Here is a 16,143-nt window from a genome sequence, read left to right as displayed (position 1 = left end):
TGAACGACGAGGAGCGCCGCTTGATGCCGTGGACCTCGTAATTTTTCGATAGAAGCAGATCGGCCAGATAGGCGCCGTCCTGTCCGGTCACACCCGTTATCAACGCAACCTTGCGATCATTCATGTCATCACCCCATCGTTTGGCCAACTATTCCTTAGCTGCGGCTATAGGCAAGCCATTTTTGCTGCACCGCGGCAATCCAACAACTATGTTTCGTTAAACCGACCAACTTTTAGCGGCACACCCGCAAAGCTATGGCTGCGTTGTGCAAACCAGTTGGGGTCTTCTAATTGCGGCTTAAATAGCAAGAGCCTTTCGCCGCTTTGATGTCGTTGCCGGATGCAAGGTCGTCTTTGCGTTCGGCAATGGCCGCCGCATGATGGATCTTCGCCGGGGGATCTTTCCAATAAGGACGACGCACTCATGTTGAAGGGGACGAACGCCCAATTAATCGTCGTTCACATTCGAAACGGCAGGAACTCCAAGGCGGCCCCAAGCTTTTAGGTTTTAATATATTAACTCGAGGAGTTCCAATGCGAAATATATCGAAAATGGCGAATGTTGTTTTAAACGCGATTGTGATCATTGCGCTGGCCCCTTTGGCTATCCTGGCCTCGCCGGTTTTTGTGGCTCTGGATGCATATGATCGTGCGCATGGTATAGAGTTGGAATATTAAAGTTCATCATGGTTTGATCCTGCATGTCCAAACGGTGTAGCCACTCAATGTAAACTCCACTCATTTGGACTCACGCAGGCTTAGCCATTTTGTGAGCGGCCAGTTCAGACCAATAATATGATTTCTGAGAACGCACATATAATGGCTTCATGACTTTAACGGGCTCGCCAGAAGCAAGCCTAGACTGCTAAACCGAAGCAAGATTTATCTTACGTTCACATGCGAAACCAAACCAATTTTGGATGAAGTGTCGTTCAGCACCTCTATATACATCTGCAAGTTGCTTTCACCGAAACGGTGAGCGTACTACATTCATTATGATCGCTTTAATCCTGCAGCGATGTATAATGACCCTTTGAATGTTCCACGACAACTTCGTTCTGGCATAGCGCTTCCGTAAAACAATAATTGAGATAACGGATCTTAGCCATTTCACAACGTGCGCCTCAATCGTCAGCGGGTCTCCAGAGGACTATAGGGCAGCGGTTTCGGGTCCACTCAGCATCTTTACAAAGCAGGGTTTCGTAGACCATCTCATCTTCGTATAAGATATCAACTCTAGTTTCTAAATCGACAGGCGGTGTCCGATTTTTCCAATCCCAAGATTGCCAATGGCTCACGCGTCGCCCTCCAAAAACATATATATTCGTCTAAACGTAAATGATAAGAACATCAACAAGCGCTCACGAGCTGTTAGCCAGACGCGCTGAGCGCGAGACAATCATGATAGATACGCCCTATGTCAAAACGCACTGCACGGCATGGAGCGTGCGGGTAAAAAAGGGGATCTTGAGCGGCTGACTGGACGCACAAGGGGCGGCGTGAATGCCCAGCTACACGCTGTGACGGATGCCAAACGCCGTCCGATAAATATCTTCACTACAGCGTGACACGTGGGCAATTGCGCCGGAGCGGCGGCTTTGCTGGACGCCCTGCCTAAAGCACAGTGACTGCTGGACGATCGGGGTTATGACGCCGACTGGTTCCGTGATGCGTTGCAGGAAAAGGAGATTACCCCCCCCCTGCATCCCTGATCACAAACCTGCAACAAAACCATGTAATAAGACAAGCGTCCATAGAAAAGTCGCAACCGCATCGAGATCATGTTCGGTCGCCTCAAATACGGGAGGCGCTTCGTTACCCGCTACGACAGACGCCCAAACTATTGCTCTCAGCCTTCGCTCTCGCTGCCGCAGTGCTGTTTTGGCTATGAGTCGATCCTAGGGGATAAGTTTTTCGGGCAGGCCTGTGTTCGATCTGCAAATTAAAAAAAAATCTGTTCGACTTTGAAAATCGGCGTATAGCTGCGTTGTGCAGCGCAGCATAGGTGTCTTGATCATTCAGCGGAAGAACAGAGAGGAACAGCTAAATGAAGGGTACAGCTTATCGGCGCCACCCCGTCCCATCGGGAAACTGGAGCAAACCGACGAGCCCTATGCGATGATCAAGATTGCCGGGATCAAACTGTGTGAAAGTTGCAACCGGCAGTTCGGCAACGACTCCCCTAGCGTCATGCCGACGAACATCTATGGCCAGCGCGACAATTTTCACCCAGCAAACTCGCACGCCATGCTTGCCCTCAGCAGCAGCTTAAATGAAGCCGCGCCGAATGGCATGCCTGACGTGTTGATCTGGGGTATTGGCGAACCCGGATGCAAATTTCTCCACGCGAACAAGTCTGCTCATTCACTGCTGTTCGTCTTGAATCTGACCAAGCCTGACAGAACCCCGGGAAAGCTGATGGACCGGAGCCGGCTAAATGCTAGAGGCTGGAAGCTAAAGATCGCATTGCTCGAAACAATGCGCGATGCCCATCGCTGGTTTCTCGAGTATTACAGCAATGCCCGGCAAAGGCTACCTGAGCTATTTCTAGCCGCTTGAACTTGCTCAAACGGCAACAACTTATCTTTAAGGGCGTAAAATAGGGTTAACGGGCTATGAATGCCAAAATTCAGTTTCCGCAAACTGCCAAAACGGACGTATATGCGACCCGCACCATTGCTGGGATACCGGCGAGCAGGGTCCTGGGCGTGCCAATCAGCACCATCAATATGGACGTCGCGGTCTGCACCGTTTTAGACTGGGTAAGCCATCGCAATGCTCAGTACATTTGCGTTCGCGACGTGCACGGGGTGATGCGCGCCCAGGAAGATCCGGCGCTCTTGGATATTCACGATGGCGCCGGGCTAATTACTCCCGACGGAATGCCGTTAGTCTGGACGTTGAAGGCGCGCGGATACAACGATGCCGAGCGGGTTTGCGGCGCGGACTTAGTGGCGGCGCTATGCGCAGCATCAGTGTCGGCGGGCACCCGGCATTATCTTTATGGTGGCAAACCAGGGGTTGCCGAGCGCATGGCGGTTACGCTGACCGGACTATTTCCAGGTCTGCTGATCGTGGGCTCCAGCACACCCCCTTTCAGGCCCATGACATCCGAGGAAGATGAGGCTGCAATCGTCGAAATCTCTGCCACTCGGCCTGACGTGGTGTGGGTTGGCCTGTCCACGCCCAAGCAGGAATACTGGATGCGCGATCACGTCGGCCGCATTCCGGGGGCGACACTCGTCGGCATTGGCGCGGCATTCGACTTCTACGCCGGGGATGTCAAGCGCGCCCCGCGTTGGATGCACAACAACGGGCTGGAATGGCTACATCGGCTGATTAGCGAGCCACGCCGGCTGTGGCGTCGTTACCTGATCTTGGCGCCCAAGTTCCTCGTGCTGATGGTTCGTGGTGCTGTGTTAGCGAGACGGCAGGTGACACCTTGATCGGCGCGCTTTGGAACGGTGCTAAGAAACGCGCCTTCGTCAGTGGCCAGGTGACGACAGGGCAGCGCTTTCACCTAGGACTATTCAGTTACGTGAGTTCGGTTGTCGGGTTGGACATCGGCAATGACGTTTACATCGGCAAATTCTGCTCGATCCAAGTCAATGGCCGGATCGGCAATGGTGTCCTGATCGCGAACAATGTTGGCATCGTTGGGCGCCGCGACCATGACATGCGAGCGCTTGGCGTGCCCATACGCCGTGCACCGTGGATTGGGGACACGCCAGCCCTGGCGAGCCATCCAAGCAATGCAATCGACATCGCCGACGATGTTTGGATCGGCTTCGGTGGGGTGGTTATGAGCGGCGTAAAAATTGGTCGCGGCGCGATTGTAGCGGCCGGAGCGGTCGTCACTGTTGACGTTGAGCCTTACGACATCGTGGCGGGCAATCCAGCTCGCTGCGTCGGACGAAGGTTTTCCGACAAGCAAATCCAGCAGCACGAACACAAGCTGCAATCCTGGTCGAGTATGGCATGAAACGCGTCTGCTACATCTTTCCAGTCTCGCACCATTATCGAGCGCCGTTTCACGAACGGCTGCGCGCTCTATTGGCAGAGCATGACGTATACTACACCGTCGTCTACTGCGCGCCGGGGGAGGAGAACCGGAAGAAACGAGATGCGATCGACATAGCCTGGGGCCACAAGGTCGGCCTGACCGCGTTGCCGGGCGGGCTGCTCTACCAGCATGGCCTGAGGCAGGCGATGAAGTCCGATTTGGTCATCATCCAACAGGAGAATAAGCTCCTGCTCAACTACGTTCTGAACTTAGCCTCGCTCACCGGTTTAAAGAAAACCGCGTATTTTGGCCATGGGCGCAACTTTCAATCGCGGAATCCCAATAGCGTGGCCGAGCGCTTCAAGCGGTTTTGGTCCACAAAGGCCGACTGGTGGTTCGGCTATACTGAGGAGACTCGCGCGCACATCAGATCGTTGGGCTTTCCGGACGAGCGCATCACCGTGTTCAACAACTCAGTCGATACTACGCTCATGCGCCAGCAGATGGCAGCCTCCACACCCGAGGCGCGCGCTACGCTCGCCGCGTCGATAGATTTGGTCGGTAAGAATGTGGGCGTCTTTGTCGGGGGCATCTATCCCGACAAGCGAATGGAATTCCTGATTGATGCAGCAGACCGCATTCGTGCGCGCATCCCCGATTTTGAACTAATTGTGGTGGGCGGCGGATCGGATCTGCCCCTAGTCAAGCAGCTTGCGGAGAGCCGTCCCTGGGTCCACGTCATGGGGCCACGCTTTGGCCAAGAAAAGGTCAATCTCATGCTGCTAGGCAATGTGTTCATGATGCCCGGGCTGATGGGCCTCGCCATCCTTGATGCAGGGACGGCAGGCCTTGCGATCGCGACCACAGCCTTTCCTTGGCACAGTCCGGAAATCGCCTATTTAGAGCCCGGGGTGAGCGGCTTAAAGGTCGCTGATTGGCAAAGCTCCGAGGCATATGCGGATGAAGTGACGGCACTACTGCTGGATCGGCCTGCCCTTGAACGGATGCGCGAGGCCGCCCGGGCAATGGCTGATCGCTATTCAATTGAAGCGATGGCGCGGAATTTTGCCGGCGGGGCGCTGAAGGCGCTCGCTTCATGAGCGAGAGATCGCTGCCCCGGATCGCGGTTTTGTTGGCGGCGCACAACCGCCGCGCAATGACGGTGCGCGCGCTAGAATCACTGAGACCGGCTGCTGCCCACTTCGATCTCACCATCGTCCTGCTCGATGATGCTTCCACCGACGGCACGGCTAAAGCAGCCTTGGGGGCATGGCCGGGCGCTATCGTGCTTAGCGGCGACGGCAACTGCTTCTGGAACGGCGGTATGCATAAGGCCTGGAGCCATGCACTGGGCTTAGAGGTCGACGGCTATCTCTGGCTCAACGACGACGTTGTGCTCGACGCAGATGCGATGGAGCGCCTCGCGCAACAGTGGCACGCGCAGGGCGGGGTTAAACGCGCGTTTATCCTAGTGGGCGCGACGCGCGACGATTTTGACCGCGTCAGCTACGGCGGCCAGCGCCGGGTGCCGAGCCCGTTCGGGCTCAAGTTCGAGCGCTTGCCAATGGCTGACAGGCTCCAGCTTGCCGAAACCTTCAACGGCAACATCGTCCTCATCAGTCAGGCGACAGTCGAGCGCATCGGCATCAACGATCCAGGATTTCTGCACGCCATGGGGGACATCGACTATGGACTGCGCGCCAAGGCCGCCGGCATTCCGATCCTAGTACTGCCCGCCACACTGGGGCTGTGTAACAACAATGCCCCCATCCGCTACAACCAAGGGCCCTTGCGCGAACGCTGGCGCAAGATGACCTCGCACCGGGGCATTCCGCCTAGAAGTTGGTGGCTCCTTACGCGGCGTCACTCGGGCATCTGGCAACCAATCCACTTTCTTGCGCCATATCGAAAGGTTTTGTTTTGATGGATGCGGTGGCTGGAGTTCAGCGAGCCGACGTCACCAGGCAGGGTGGATACTTTCCGCATATCGATGGCCTGCGTTGTCTCGCGATCGCGTCCGTTGTCATTTATCATGCGCAGTTCCCGTTCCTGCACGGCGGCTTTGTAGGGGTAGACTTGTTCTTCGTAATCTCTGGGTTTCTGATCATCAACGGGCTGGACCGCGAGGTGCGTGGTGGCGGAATCAAGTTCCGCGCATTTTATTTCCGACGCCTCCGCCGACTGATGCCAGCGCTGGTGCCGATGCTGGCCTTTGTGATGTTGGCCGGGGCGATGATCTATTCGCCGGTCGATTTGAAGACGCTGGCGGCCAGCGTCATCGCCACCCTATTTTTCTCCGCCAATATCTTCTTCTACACGAAGTCAGGATACTTCGACACGTCGGCAGAAACCAGGCCACTGCTGCATGCATGGTCACTGGGCATCGAGGAGCAGTTCTACATCCTGGCGCCCTTCTCGGTATGGGCGCTTTGGCGCTTGTTCGGCAGCCGCTATGCCTACGGCATGGCCGTGCTGTTAGTATTGTCCTTCGTAGCTGCAGCCGTAACCGTAGCTTATGCCCCCACTGCCGCATTTTACCTAATGCCGCCGCGGGCATGGGAGTTCCTTGCGGGCGGTTTAGTTGGCATCTTCGGCGCGCGGATACCGGCCTCGCGCCGCGTCAGGGAGGCCACAGCCGCCGTCGGGCTTTGCCTAATACTCAGCCCGATCTTGTTCTATTCGACCAGCATGAGCTTTCCGGGCGCGACCGCGGCGATTCCGGTACTGGGCGGTGCCGCCACGATCTGGGCCGATCTCCATGGTCGTACTGTGGCGGGCCGCGTGCTCGCCCTCAAGCCGTTTATCTGGCTGGGAGGGCTGTCCTATTCGCTTTATCTCTGGCACTGGCCAATTTTGGTGTTCGGCAGACATCTAGCGGGAGACGACCTATCGCTGGCGGGCCGACTGGGTTTAGTGGGCCTGTCGGTCGCAGCGGCTTGGATATCCACTCGCCTGGTCGAAGATGGAGCGCAGCGCTGTTTCTCGCTTTTAAAGCCTTGGCGGCTTATCGTGCCAGCAGCGGTGAGCGCGGTTGTGCTCCTAGTTTGTGCCGGCACAATATTCATTTCAAGCGGTTGGCCGCAGCGTCGATCGGCAGAGCACTGGAAACTGGCCGAGCGCAATACCTGGAGCAATCCCGACCGCGAGGCCTGCTTCTCGGGCACCACAATTTCACCCAAAGCCCGAACCGTTGACGACATCAAGGCTGGTCGGGTTTGCCGAATGGGTGTGCCGGGCGAGCCCGCGAAGTACCTACTCTGGGGCGATTCCCATGCCGAAGCGCTGCGCAACGCGTTCGACATCGCTGGACGTAAGGCTGGCCTTGCAGGGGCTTTTGTTGGCGAGGGAGGCTGCCCGCCAATTCCGGGCATAGTTGATGTGTCACGCGGATCGGATTTCCATTGCAAGGAAACGAACCAGGCTGCACTAGATTTCATTAAGCGAGAGCACATCGGGATCGTGGTGATGCACAGCCGCTGGGTCGGCGTATTTACCCATGACTACATAGTGCCTGGCCCGGATGGCCGGCCGATCCACGGCGACGATCAGGGGGCGATGGCGATGCAGATCATGCGGACCATCGACTACTTTAAGAAGATCGGCGTCACAGCGGTGCTAGTTGGGCCAATGGTAGAGCCGGGCTACGATGTGCCCGGAACCATCATTGGGCCGGCCTGCTGCCAAAGCACCCAGCGCCAGCTCTACGCACGGTCGCAATGGCTGAAGTCAGCGCAGGCGATCGACAATTTGCTTGAGCCAATGGCGCGGGCGCACGGCATACCCTATGCCGACCCGTTGCTTACGTACTGCACGAACGAAAAATGCGCGGCAAACCGGGGGCCACTGCCGCTATTCTACGACTACCGTCATGTGGGCTGGGCAGGCGCGGCGCTATTTGCTCCCGAAGCAGCGCGGCTTCTTCAGGCCGGAAAGGCACGGCATGAACAGCTCCAGAAAAGTCGCTAGGCGCCTTTTCCTTGCCGGGCTGCTGAGCATTGCAGCGTGCGGCGCGCCGGAGCTGGCGCCCGCGCAGCCGAGCCCTGCCAGGACGCTGATGGCTAATCCCCGCGCAGTCTCGAACTCGGCGCTCGCGATTGCGACTTTGCCCGTCAGAGGCGAGAGCACGTATGTCGTCACGGCTGATCAAACGACCGACACGCTGCTCAGGCTCGTTGCGAGCTATGGTGTGGGCCTCATCAGGCTGGTGACGAATCCGATGCCCCTGCTGACGGACGATAACTCCGCACGCTCGGCCTCGATGACGCAAGTTCTCAAAGTGGTAGACACGATGCGGGCTTCCGGGTTTCGTGTGGTGGTCGATTTTCATAACTGGCCCCCTGGCAACCCCGCCGAGCAGTCGGCCGCGATGGTCAACAACGCCGGGCAGCGGGCGCGTCTTTCGCGTGCACTGGTGGAGATGGCTGGGCGGCTCAAGCGCATGCCGGCAGGAAGCGTTGGTCTGGAACTGCTCAATGAGCCGGCATGCAAGTTAATGAGGGACGTAAAGTGGCCCGAGTTGCAGGCGCAGCTCTACCGTTTGCTGCGGCGCGAGGCGCCGGTGCTGCCTCTTGTACTGAAAGGCTGCAATGACGGCAAAGCCGACCTTATGCAGCTGGATGTTAGAGTCTACAGCGAGGATCCCAACGCCATCTTTTCTTTCCATTTTTATGAGCCGTTCATCTTCACGCACCAGGCAACGTATTATCGCGGTTCGGCGTTCCGAGGTGTGCCCTTCCCCGCCATGCCTGACAGGTCCACGCCGGACAGCGGTTCACACCTTGCCGACTACTTCGCGATTCCTGCCGGGCAGATTAAGCCGGAATCGGTGACCGAACTGAAGGCCTACCTGCGCGACGGCCCCGGCCCCGGCTGGTACGCCCGGGAGATCAGCCAAGTCGGCGTTTGGGCGGATCGCCAGGGAATCGCCCGGGGGCGCATCCTTCTGGGCGAATTCGGAATGACGCTCAAAGCTGGCCCCGACGCGCGGAAGATCTTGCCCGATATCGTGCGCTGGTTGCAGATGATCAGCCAGACCTCGCAGCGCGAAGGATTCGCCTATGCCCTTTGGCCTCCGGTGCGCCCAAGCGGGCCCTACATTGATCCCGCAACGAACTTCCTTCGTCAGGACGTGGCGCACGCGGTGGGGTGGAGACCTTGACCTGACACCGCCGATCTCGATGGCGTACGGCAAGGATGGTCGGACTATTGGAACTAGGGGTATAAGCCGTTGAAAATTGTCATGCCTGATCCAGTCGGCCGCGGCGCCGGTCTCGGCAACGAACTCATCGTGTGGGCGAAGTCGATCATTGCCGGGCACGTCCTGGACGCTAAGGCGCTGCACCCCGCTTGGGGAGCCAACGCGCGCGGCTATCATCGATTCTTCGGCACCTCCGTGTTGGATTTCGTAGCCTATCGGATGCTCAAGAAGTTTATGCCCACGCTGTGCTTCAATGAGGCTGCCTACTACGCCCATGGCGGGGGCGACTATGGCCGAGCGCTGCGCGAATTCGCCGCCGCAAACGGGCTGGACAGGCGCTCGCACTTCCTGCTCCTGATCGAGGGTCTCTGGGGCGGAATGGATATGCTGTCGCACGCTCGGCTGCCCCTGCTGGCCCACCTGCTGGCAGCACGCAACACGACGCGCAACCTCTATGCGATCGACGCGGTCATCCCGGGCGACAAGCTGCGCGTGGCAATGCATGTTCGCCGTGGCGACTTCAGCGCACCGCAAAGTGGCGCGGCGGTTCGCGGAAAATTCAACGTGGCCCTGCCAATGGACTGGTATCTGGCGGTCATGCGCAACCTAGTCGGCCATTTCGGCAACCGCGTGCATTTCCTGATCGTGTCCGACGCAACGAAAGAGGAACTGGCGCCCTTCTACAATATCAGTGATCATGTCACTACCACTAAGGACCAGCAGATGACCGACATCTCGGACATGCTCGCCCTGACCTTCAGCGATTTCATCCTCTGTTCGGTATCCAGCTTCAGCTTGTGGGCGGTATTCTTCTCCGCCGCACGGTACGGCTGGTACGAACCGCACCTCGAACCGCTGGGCGATGTCGGCGCGATTTGGGGGGATGAGCCCTTGCAGCGTGTCAAAGGCAGCCCCACACGCCTCGCGGCCGATCTCTATGCCCGGACAGCTGATGCCGACGAGACGTGGAAGTTCCGCGGCGTGCCGATCGGGGACGACGGCATATGTCCGGAAGATCTCCTAGCGGATCTTGAAGGGCGTTTCGCGATCAAGCAGCGCGGCAGTGACCTGATTCGCTACGGCGTAGCACCGATGCGGAGGCGCTAGAGTGGTGTCACTCGCAGAGCCCGCCACGCGCGAGAGGGCAGCCCCGAGCAATCATGCGCTGAGAATGGCCGGCGCGACGCATCACTCGCTGCGGCGCATGGCAAGTTGATGGAATGCGCATGAGCGAGGACGTTACGAAAAGGGTTCGCAAGGGTGCGCGGATTACCTTCGCCGGAACTGTGGCGAATGGAGTGCTTCAGGTCGTGGGCCTGACGGTGCTGTCTCGCCTGCTTTCACCGGCGGACTATGGCGTCTTCGCCATTTCGCTTTCGCTAAACGCGGTGACCTTGCAGTTCGCGGCTTCCGCAGCGGAGCGCGTATTGCTGCTGCTGGAGGATGGCGAGGACGCCGAGCGGGCCTTTGCTCCGGTCATGACTATCTTTGCGATCGCCGCGGTCTTGCCGCTGATCGGGTATGCCATTGCTAGTCGGCTGGGGTACGAAGGTCTGTCCTTCCCCCTCACCTGCACGCTGATTCTGACCCAGGCCGTCAACGCACTTGCCATCGTGCCGCGCGCAATGCTGCGCCGCGACATCCATTTCACGCGCATCGTTGCTGGCGAGTTCACCGGGCAGCTGCTTGGCCAACTGGGCCTGTCGATACTGCTGGCCTATCTGGGGTTCGGCGCAGCGGCCCTAGCATTGGGGCAGCTCCTTTCGGCGGTAATTACGTCAGCCTTCGTAATCAGCAGCAGGCCGCACGGCTTGCTCTGCTGGCAGATCTCGGGCTTCGGCCGAATATGGAAGCTGTTCCGCTCAATCGGAGTAATTACCGGGCTGGAAATGATGGCTGTGCAATCACCTCCGTTTCTGCTCGGTTCGGTGCTGGGCGTGGTAACGGCTGGCCTGTTTAACCGCGCCAACGCGATTATCGGCCTGCCGCTCCAGCTGGTCACCAGTTCAATCTCGCGCGTGCTAATCTCGGGCTTTTCACTGTCGATGCGCGATCAAGACGCCTTACGGACGATCTTCTTAGGCCAGCTACGCTTGGTCGCGGTTATCTGCATCCCAGTGGCGGCCGGCCTCGCCGCCAGTTCTGACGCGTTCACTGAGGTGGTGCTGGGCTCCGGCTGGCGCGCGGTGCGTCCCATGGTCGTGCCGGTCTCGCTGTTCTCGGCGGTCAGCCTGATGTGCGTGCTGACAGGAACGCTCGCCGACGCTGCACATCGGTTCCGCGAAAAAATAGCGATCCAAATGATCGATAACGTCGTTGCAGTGTTGGCGATCGTCGGCTTCGGCCAGATCGGCGCTGGGCCGGCGCTCTATGCGCTCGCCGCGAGCTCGCTCCTCCGCCTAGGACTTTCGCTGAAGCTGTCGCGCGCGATCGTCGGGGCACGCTGGCTCGCGATTGGCAGGGCTTTGGTGCCGGCGGCACTTTCTGCTGCAGCGGTGTTCGTGTCAGCTAGCGCAGTGGGCTGGCTTCTGGCAGGGCTGACGATGGCAGTTGTTTTGGCAGGGCAGGTCGCAGCCTGCGGCGTCTCGCTCGTGGCGACGTTGCTGATGGTAGATCGCGCTATGGTGTTTCAGGTGCTGGGCGGCGACGTCAGGCCAAAAGTCCCGAAGAGCCAGTAGTTAGAATCGGAGCGAAGGAATTTGGAGATTTGACTTGCTCATTGATACTGTTCGGGACCAGATCCAGGGGCCAGAGTTCAAGCTGTCGAGCCTTGCCGCGCATTTCGCGGTAAGGCCTAGGGAACGCGCCGGGGAAGGGCTGCGGTGCTTGGGGCTGCCGATCATCCGCCAACGTCGATCCGGCAAGATCGGACTGGGCCGTACATCGTTCTGGTCATCCGGAGCAGCGGCAGCGCGCTCCTGGTGGCCCTATTGATCTGCGCTGCTTGACGCCCGTTGCGGTGATTCAGATCGGGGACCGCAGCGGGCAGAGCGGAACGACGCTCTGGACTGTGCGATCGGCCACAATCAGCGCGCCCGTTCTGTTCGGCGCCGACGTGCTCATCATCGACACAGATTTCCATAACCGCGGCTGGTAAACCGACGGTACGGCGTGCTTGGCCACCCCCGCATCAGCAGGCCGCTAACGATCGGTGACGACGGGTTCGTCGCCACCCACCCCATTTTACAGAAGGGCGTAAATACTGGCGATAGCTCATCGTGGAGGTGGGCAGCGTGGTGACGTCCGACGTAACATCACGCGCAATCGTAGTGGGTAATCCGACTTGCGTGGTTCCGAAACTGGCGGTTGAAACCGCATGAGGATACTGATCTCAGGACCGGTGCTGACTTCAGCCGGCGCCGAAGCCACTGGGGTCGATCTCACGGGGCTTCCGCCGGGCACCGCATAAACGCTAGTCGCTGCGTTGGCTGCGGCCTTGATTGCAGCCGGACACAAACTGCACATTGTCACGCTCGATTGTATCGCTCCGGTGAGGGCCGCCTTGTGGTGATCGGCTGATATTTCGAGATGGCACCGGTGCAAGCGCTGGTGTTTGCACCGGTACTAGGGACGGTGCGATGAGTCAGATCACGGTAATTTCAGGCCCGGAGCGGCGGCGGGTATGGACCGACCAGCAGAAGCGTGAGTTGGTCGCGGCTGTTTCGGCGCCCGGGGCAAACGTGGCAGAGATTGCCCGCCGTGCTGATCTACGGCCGAACCAGATCTACAGATGGCGGCGGCAGATGGGTCAGGCAACGCAGAGCTTTGCAGAGGTGCAGGTGCAGCCCGATCCAGTGCCGGTGAGCGGATCGTCGATCATCGTGGAGTTCGAGCGGGCGATCGTACGCATCCCCGCTGGCGCATCGCCTGGGTTGGTGTCGGCAGTGCTGCGGTCGATCAAGCCGTGATCCCAGTTCCCTCCGGCGTCCGGATATGGATCGCGACCGGGCATACCGATATGAGGAAGGGCATGCGATCCCTGGCCCTGCAGATACAGCAGAGCTTCAGGCGGGATCCCCATGCCGGTGATCTTTATGTCTTCCGAGGGCGCCGTGGCGACCTGTGCAAGGTCCTGTGGCATGATGGCATTGGCATGTCGCTCTATGCCAAGCGCCTGGAGCGCGGGAAGTATATCTGGCCATCGGCTGTAGACGGGGTGATTGCCATCTCCGCCTCCCAGTTGGCTTGCATGCTGGAGGCGATCGACTGGCGTAATCCGCAAGCAACCTGGCGGCCGACACTGGCCGGATAATCGATGTCGGAGAGCTAAAAAGCTAGAGATTCCAGTGCTTTTCTGCTATGCCTTTGGGCATGGGTGACGCGGCGCAAGCAGAGATCCAGAGCCTTCGCGCGCAGCTTGCCGCAGCCCAGGCGGTCGCCACTGAAGTGGCCCGGATCAAGGCGATCAACGCCGACCTGGAAGCCCGCAACGCCCTTCTCGCACTGCAGAACGAGAAGATGCGTCGTACCCTTTTTGGCCAGCGATCCGAACGCACGCGCCATCTGCTCGACCAGATGGAACTGACCTTCGAGGAGTGCGAGACCGCTGCCAGCGAAGATGAGCTTCTGGCTGCCCTGGCAGCGGCGAAGACCAACGTCGCACCGTTTGAACGCAAGCGGCCCGCCCGCAAGCCCTTGCCTGAGCATCTGCCACGCGAGCGCGTTGTCATCGTTGCGCCCGATGCCTGCCCCTGCTGCGGCTCGGATCGGCTGTGCAAGATGGGTGAGGATATCACCGAGACACTTGAGGTCGTGCCGCGCCAGTGGAAGGTGATCCAGACCGTGCGGGAGAAGTTCTCCTGCCGGGATTGTGAGAAGATCACCCAACCGCCGGCGCCGTTCCATGTGACGCCCCGCGGGCTATTTGGCCCCAGCTTCCTGGCGATGCTGCTGTTCGAGAAGTTCGGCGCGCATCAGCCGCTCAACCGCCAGCGTGACCGCTACGCCCGCGAGGGCGTGGAACTGAGCCTTTCGACCCTGGCCGATCAGGTCGGCACCTGCACCGCTGCGCTGATGCCGCTCTATCTGTTGATCGAGGCGCATGTTCTGGCCGCAGAGCGGCTACATGGCGATGATACGACGGTGCCAGTGCTGGCCAAGACCAAGACCGATACGGGCCGGATCTGGACCTATGTTCGGGATGATCGACCTTTTGGCGGACCGGCACCGCCCGCAGCGATCTTCCATTATTCCCGCGACCGGCGGGGCGAGCATCCTGTGGGCCATCTGCACAGCTGGAGAGGCATTCTCCAGGCCGATGCCTATGCCGGCTATAATGCGTTGTTCCATGGCGATCGCCTGCCGGCGCCGCTCATCCGTGCTCTATGCTGGAGCCATGCGCGCCGCTATTTCTTCGAGCTGGCCGATATTGCCGCGCAGCTCAAGAAGCGCCACAAAAAGGCCGTCATCTCGCCGCTGGCAGTGGAGGCGGTCCGCCGGATCGACGCGATCTTCGACATCGAGCGCGCCATCAACGGCAGACCTGCACAGGAGCGCCTTGCCCTTCGGCAGGAGCACAGCGCACCGTTGGTTGCCGATCTGGAAGAATGGATGCGCAACAACCGGTCAAAGCTATCGAAGAACAGCGATGTGGCCGAGGCCATGGATTACATGCTCAAGGCATGGCCTGCATTTACCGCCTTCCTCGACGATGGCCGCATCTGCCTGACGAACAATGCGGCGGAACGGGCGCTCAGAGGCATTGCCCTTGGAAGAAAATCATGGCTCTTCGCTGGGTCAGACCGCGGCGGTCAGCGCACCGCTTTCATGTTGACCCTCATCGCCACGGCGAAGCTCAACGACATCGATCCCCAGACCTGGCTCGCCGATGTTCTCACGCAGATCGCAGACATCCCACAGAGCCGTCTCCACGAACTGCTACCCTGGAACTGGCGCGCAACAGAAGATCAACGCAAAGCCGCCTGATCCGCGGTTCTCACCGGATGCTTACGCTCGATTCGGCCATTGATGAGGTTCAGTTTTCCGAGCGAGAGGCATTGCGCATAACGTTCTGCCCACTGGGGGGCGCGCCGCGCTTCAAGGCGCGCCACCGTATGAAGGATCTTTTCGCGGCAGAAATTGCACATCTCACGCGCGTGATGGCACAAAGCGATGCTGACAATGTACACGCGCAGTGGACTTACGAATATGCCGAAGTCTTGCTGCGCAGCGGCAAGCCCTATTTGGTTACGATGCACGATCTCGGCTGGGATTATCTGTTTGAGTTTTGAGACGCTTACCGCCTAATTCGCCTCGTGATGAAGTGCCGAGTGATTGTGCGCGCCCTCAGTTTGACGGTGGTGGGCAAGCTTATTCTGCCTAAAGTTTGGCAGTACGGCTTTCGTGGCAAGGTCGACCTGGTGCCGAATCCTATCGTTCCAGCAGGCTGGTGGCCAAAGGTGACCAATGATCCGGTATTCATAGCAGTTGGCAATTCCAATCAAATCAAGAATATCTCGGCGGCCGTCGATGTGTTTCGTTTGCTTCGTGCCACTCATCCGTGCGCTCAAATGCATCTGTTTAGGCCGGGACTTGACGCCCGCTATTTGCCTGCGCAAGGGCGGTCAACATCGTGGTACACGGAAACATGGAGCATCGGGAACTAATACGTTTCTTGTCTGAACGCGCTACTGTGCTAATCCACCCCTCGCGGTTTGCAACCTTCGGTGTTATTATTACCGAAGCGAAAATGCGTGGTGTGCCAGCGATTGCTGGCATTAATGCTGGAGGAACGATTGATTCGATCAGTGGAGTTGGTGCGTTGTGCGACATTGAGGATCCGGTGGCGATTGCACGTGCAGCGCAAGAAATCCTTGCTGATTCAGGGAATTATGCTCGTCTGCAATAGGATTGGCACAAAGAAGTAAATTCACGATTTCAGCGAGCAATGCGACGAAATCCTATGCCGCGATCTATCAGCGGATATTAAGCGGGACAAGATAGG

General features: G+C 58.9%; 17 protein-coding genes and 1 pseudogene. 17 read left to right on the top strand and 1 reads right to left on the bottom strand.

Annotated features, from left to right (window positions below):
- Positions 1 to 124: GDP-mannose 4,6-dehydratase (locus tag LQ220_RS22600; RefSeq protein ID WP_230190321.1), on the bottom strand; the 124-nt coding region annotated here is incomplete at its 3' end.
- Between the two features lie 410 nt (positions 125 to 534).
- On the opposite strand from LQ220_RS22600, the gene LQ220_RS22595 reads away from it, so the two are divergent.
- The 17 genes and pseudogenes from LQ220_RS22595 to LQ220_RS22515 all read left to right on the top strand — a co-directional run bounded on the left by LQ220_RS22595 (position 535) and on the right by LQ220_RS22515 (position 16,047).
- On the top strand, positions 535 to 678 hold the full coding sequence (locus LQ220_RS22595) for a hypothetical protein (protein ID WP_230190319.1): 144 nt from the start codon (positions 535 to 537) through the stop codon (positions 676 to 678).
- Between the two features lie 705 nt (positions 679 to 1,383).
- Positions 1,384 to 1,891, top strand: a pseudogene (locus LQ220_RS22590) (IS5 family transposase); the annotation flags it as partial.
- A 98-nt stretch (positions 1,892 to 1,989) separates the two neighbouring features.
- Positions 1,990 to 2,559 carry an NAD-dependent epimerase/dehydratase family protein gene (locus LQ220_RS22585; protein WP_290369086.1) on the top strand — a complete coding sequence of 190 codons (570 nt, stop codon included), beginning with the start codon at positions 1,990 to 1,992 and terminating at the stop codon, positions 2,557 to 2,559.
- A gap of 56 nt (positions 2,560 to 2,615) precedes the next feature.
- A complete protein-coding gene (locus tag LQ220_RS22580; protein WP_230190317.1) occupies positions 2,616 to 3,446 on the top strand; it encodes a WecB/TagA/CpsF family glycosyltransferase in 831 nt (276 codons plus the stop codon).
- Entirely contained in the window at positions 3,443 to 3,982 is a 540-nt protein-coding gene (locus LQ220_RS22575; RefSeq protein WP_230190316.1) for a hypothetical protein, read from the top strand. Before LQ220_RS22580 ends, LQ220_RS22575 begins: the two co-directional genes overlap by 4 nt.
- On the top strand, positions 3,979 to 5,103 hold the full coding sequence (locus LQ220_RS22570) for a glycosyltransferase family 4 protein (RefSeq protein WP_230190315.1): 1,125 nt from the start codon (positions 3,979 to 3,981) through the stop codon (positions 5,101 to 5,103). Before LQ220_RS22575 ends, LQ220_RS22570 begins: the two co-directional genes overlap by 4 nt.
- Complete coding sequence (locus LQ220_RS22565) at positions 5,100 to 5,927, top strand: glycosyltransferase family 2 protein (RefSeq protein ID WP_230190314.1); 828 nt, start codon at positions 5,100 to 5,102, stop codon at positions 5,925 to 5,927. Before LQ220_RS22570 ends, LQ220_RS22565 begins: the two co-directional genes overlap by 4 nt.
- 8 nt (positions 5,928 to 5,935) lie before the next feature.
- Positions 5,936 to 7,969, top strand: a complete 2,034-nt coding sequence (locus tag LQ220_RS22560) for an acyltransferase family protein (protein ID WP_230190313.1) — start codon at positions 5,936 to 5,938, stop codon at positions 7,967 to 7,969.
- Positions 7,944 to 9,161 (top strand): cellulase family glycosylhydrolase, encoded by a 1,218-nt coding sequence (locus LQ220_RS22555; RefSeq protein ID WP_230190312.1) that lies wholly within the window; start codon positions 7,944 to 7,946, stop codon positions 9,159 to 9,161. Before LQ220_RS22560 ends, LQ220_RS22555 begins: the two co-directional genes overlap by 26 nt.
- Before the next feature lie 81 nt (positions 9,162 to 9,242).
- On the top strand, positions 9,243 to 10,307 hold the full coding sequence (locus LQ220_RS22550) for a hypothetical protein (RefSeq protein WP_230190311.1): 1,065 nt from the start codon (positions 9,243 to 9,245) through the stop codon (positions 10,305 to 10,307).
- Positions 10,308 to 10,426: 119 nt separating this feature from the next.
- Complete coding sequence (locus LQ220_RS22545) at positions 10,427 to 11,878, top strand: oligosaccharide flippase family protein (protein ID WP_230190310.1); 1,452 nt, start codon at positions 10,427 to 10,429, stop codon at positions 11,876 to 11,878.
- Between the two features lie 34 nt (positions 11,879 to 11,912).
- A complete protein-coding gene (locus tag LQ220_RS22540; RefSeq protein WP_230190309.1) occupies positions 11,913 to 12,134 on the top strand; it encodes a hypothetical protein in 222 nt (73 codons plus the stop codon).
- 644 nt (positions 12,135 to 12,778) lie between these two features.
- Positions 12,779 to 13,108, top strand: coding sequence for a transposase (locus LQ220_RS22535; protein WP_230190308.1), 330 nt, complete (start codon positions 12,779 to 12,781; stop codon positions 13,106 to 13,108).
- Positions 13,105 to 13,452, top strand: coding sequence for an IS66 family insertion sequence element accessory protein TnpB (gene tnpB / locus LQ220_RS22530; protein ID WP_290369085.1), 348 nt, complete (start codon positions 13,105 to 13,107; stop codon positions 13,450 to 13,452). The genes LQ220_RS22535 and tnpB overlap by 4 nt, the downstream gene beginning before the upstream one ends.
- Before the next feature lie 59 nt (positions 13,453 to 13,511).
- The gene (locus LQ220_RS22525) at positions 13,512 to 15,125 is read left to right on the top strand and encodes an IS66 family transposase (protein ID WP_230190306.1); all 1,614 of its coding nucleotides are present in this window, start codon (positions 13,512 to 13,514) and stop codon (positions 15,123 to 15,125) included.
- 128 nt (positions 15,126 to 15,253) lie between these two features.
- Entirely contained in the window at positions 15,254 to 15,430 is a 177-nt protein-coding gene (locus tag LQ220_RS22520; protein WP_230190305.1) for a hypothetical protein, read from the top strand.
- Between the two features lie 341 nt (positions 15,431 to 15,771).
- On the top strand, positions 15,772 to 16,047 hold the full coding sequence (locus LQ220_RS22515) for a glycosyltransferase (protein WP_290369084.1): 276 nt from the start codon (positions 15,772 to 15,774) through the stop codon (positions 16,045 to 16,047).
- Positions 16,048 to 16,143: the final 96 nt, after the last annotated feature.

The organism is Sphingobium sp. CECT 9361, from assembly GCF_918741285.1.
Classification (GTDB): Bacteria; Pseudomonadota; Alphaproteobacteria; order Sphingomonadales; family Sphingomonadaceae; genus Sphingobium.
The sequence above is the reverse complement of the archived record's forward strand: the minus strand, read 5'-3'. Positions and strand labels throughout refer to the sequence as shown.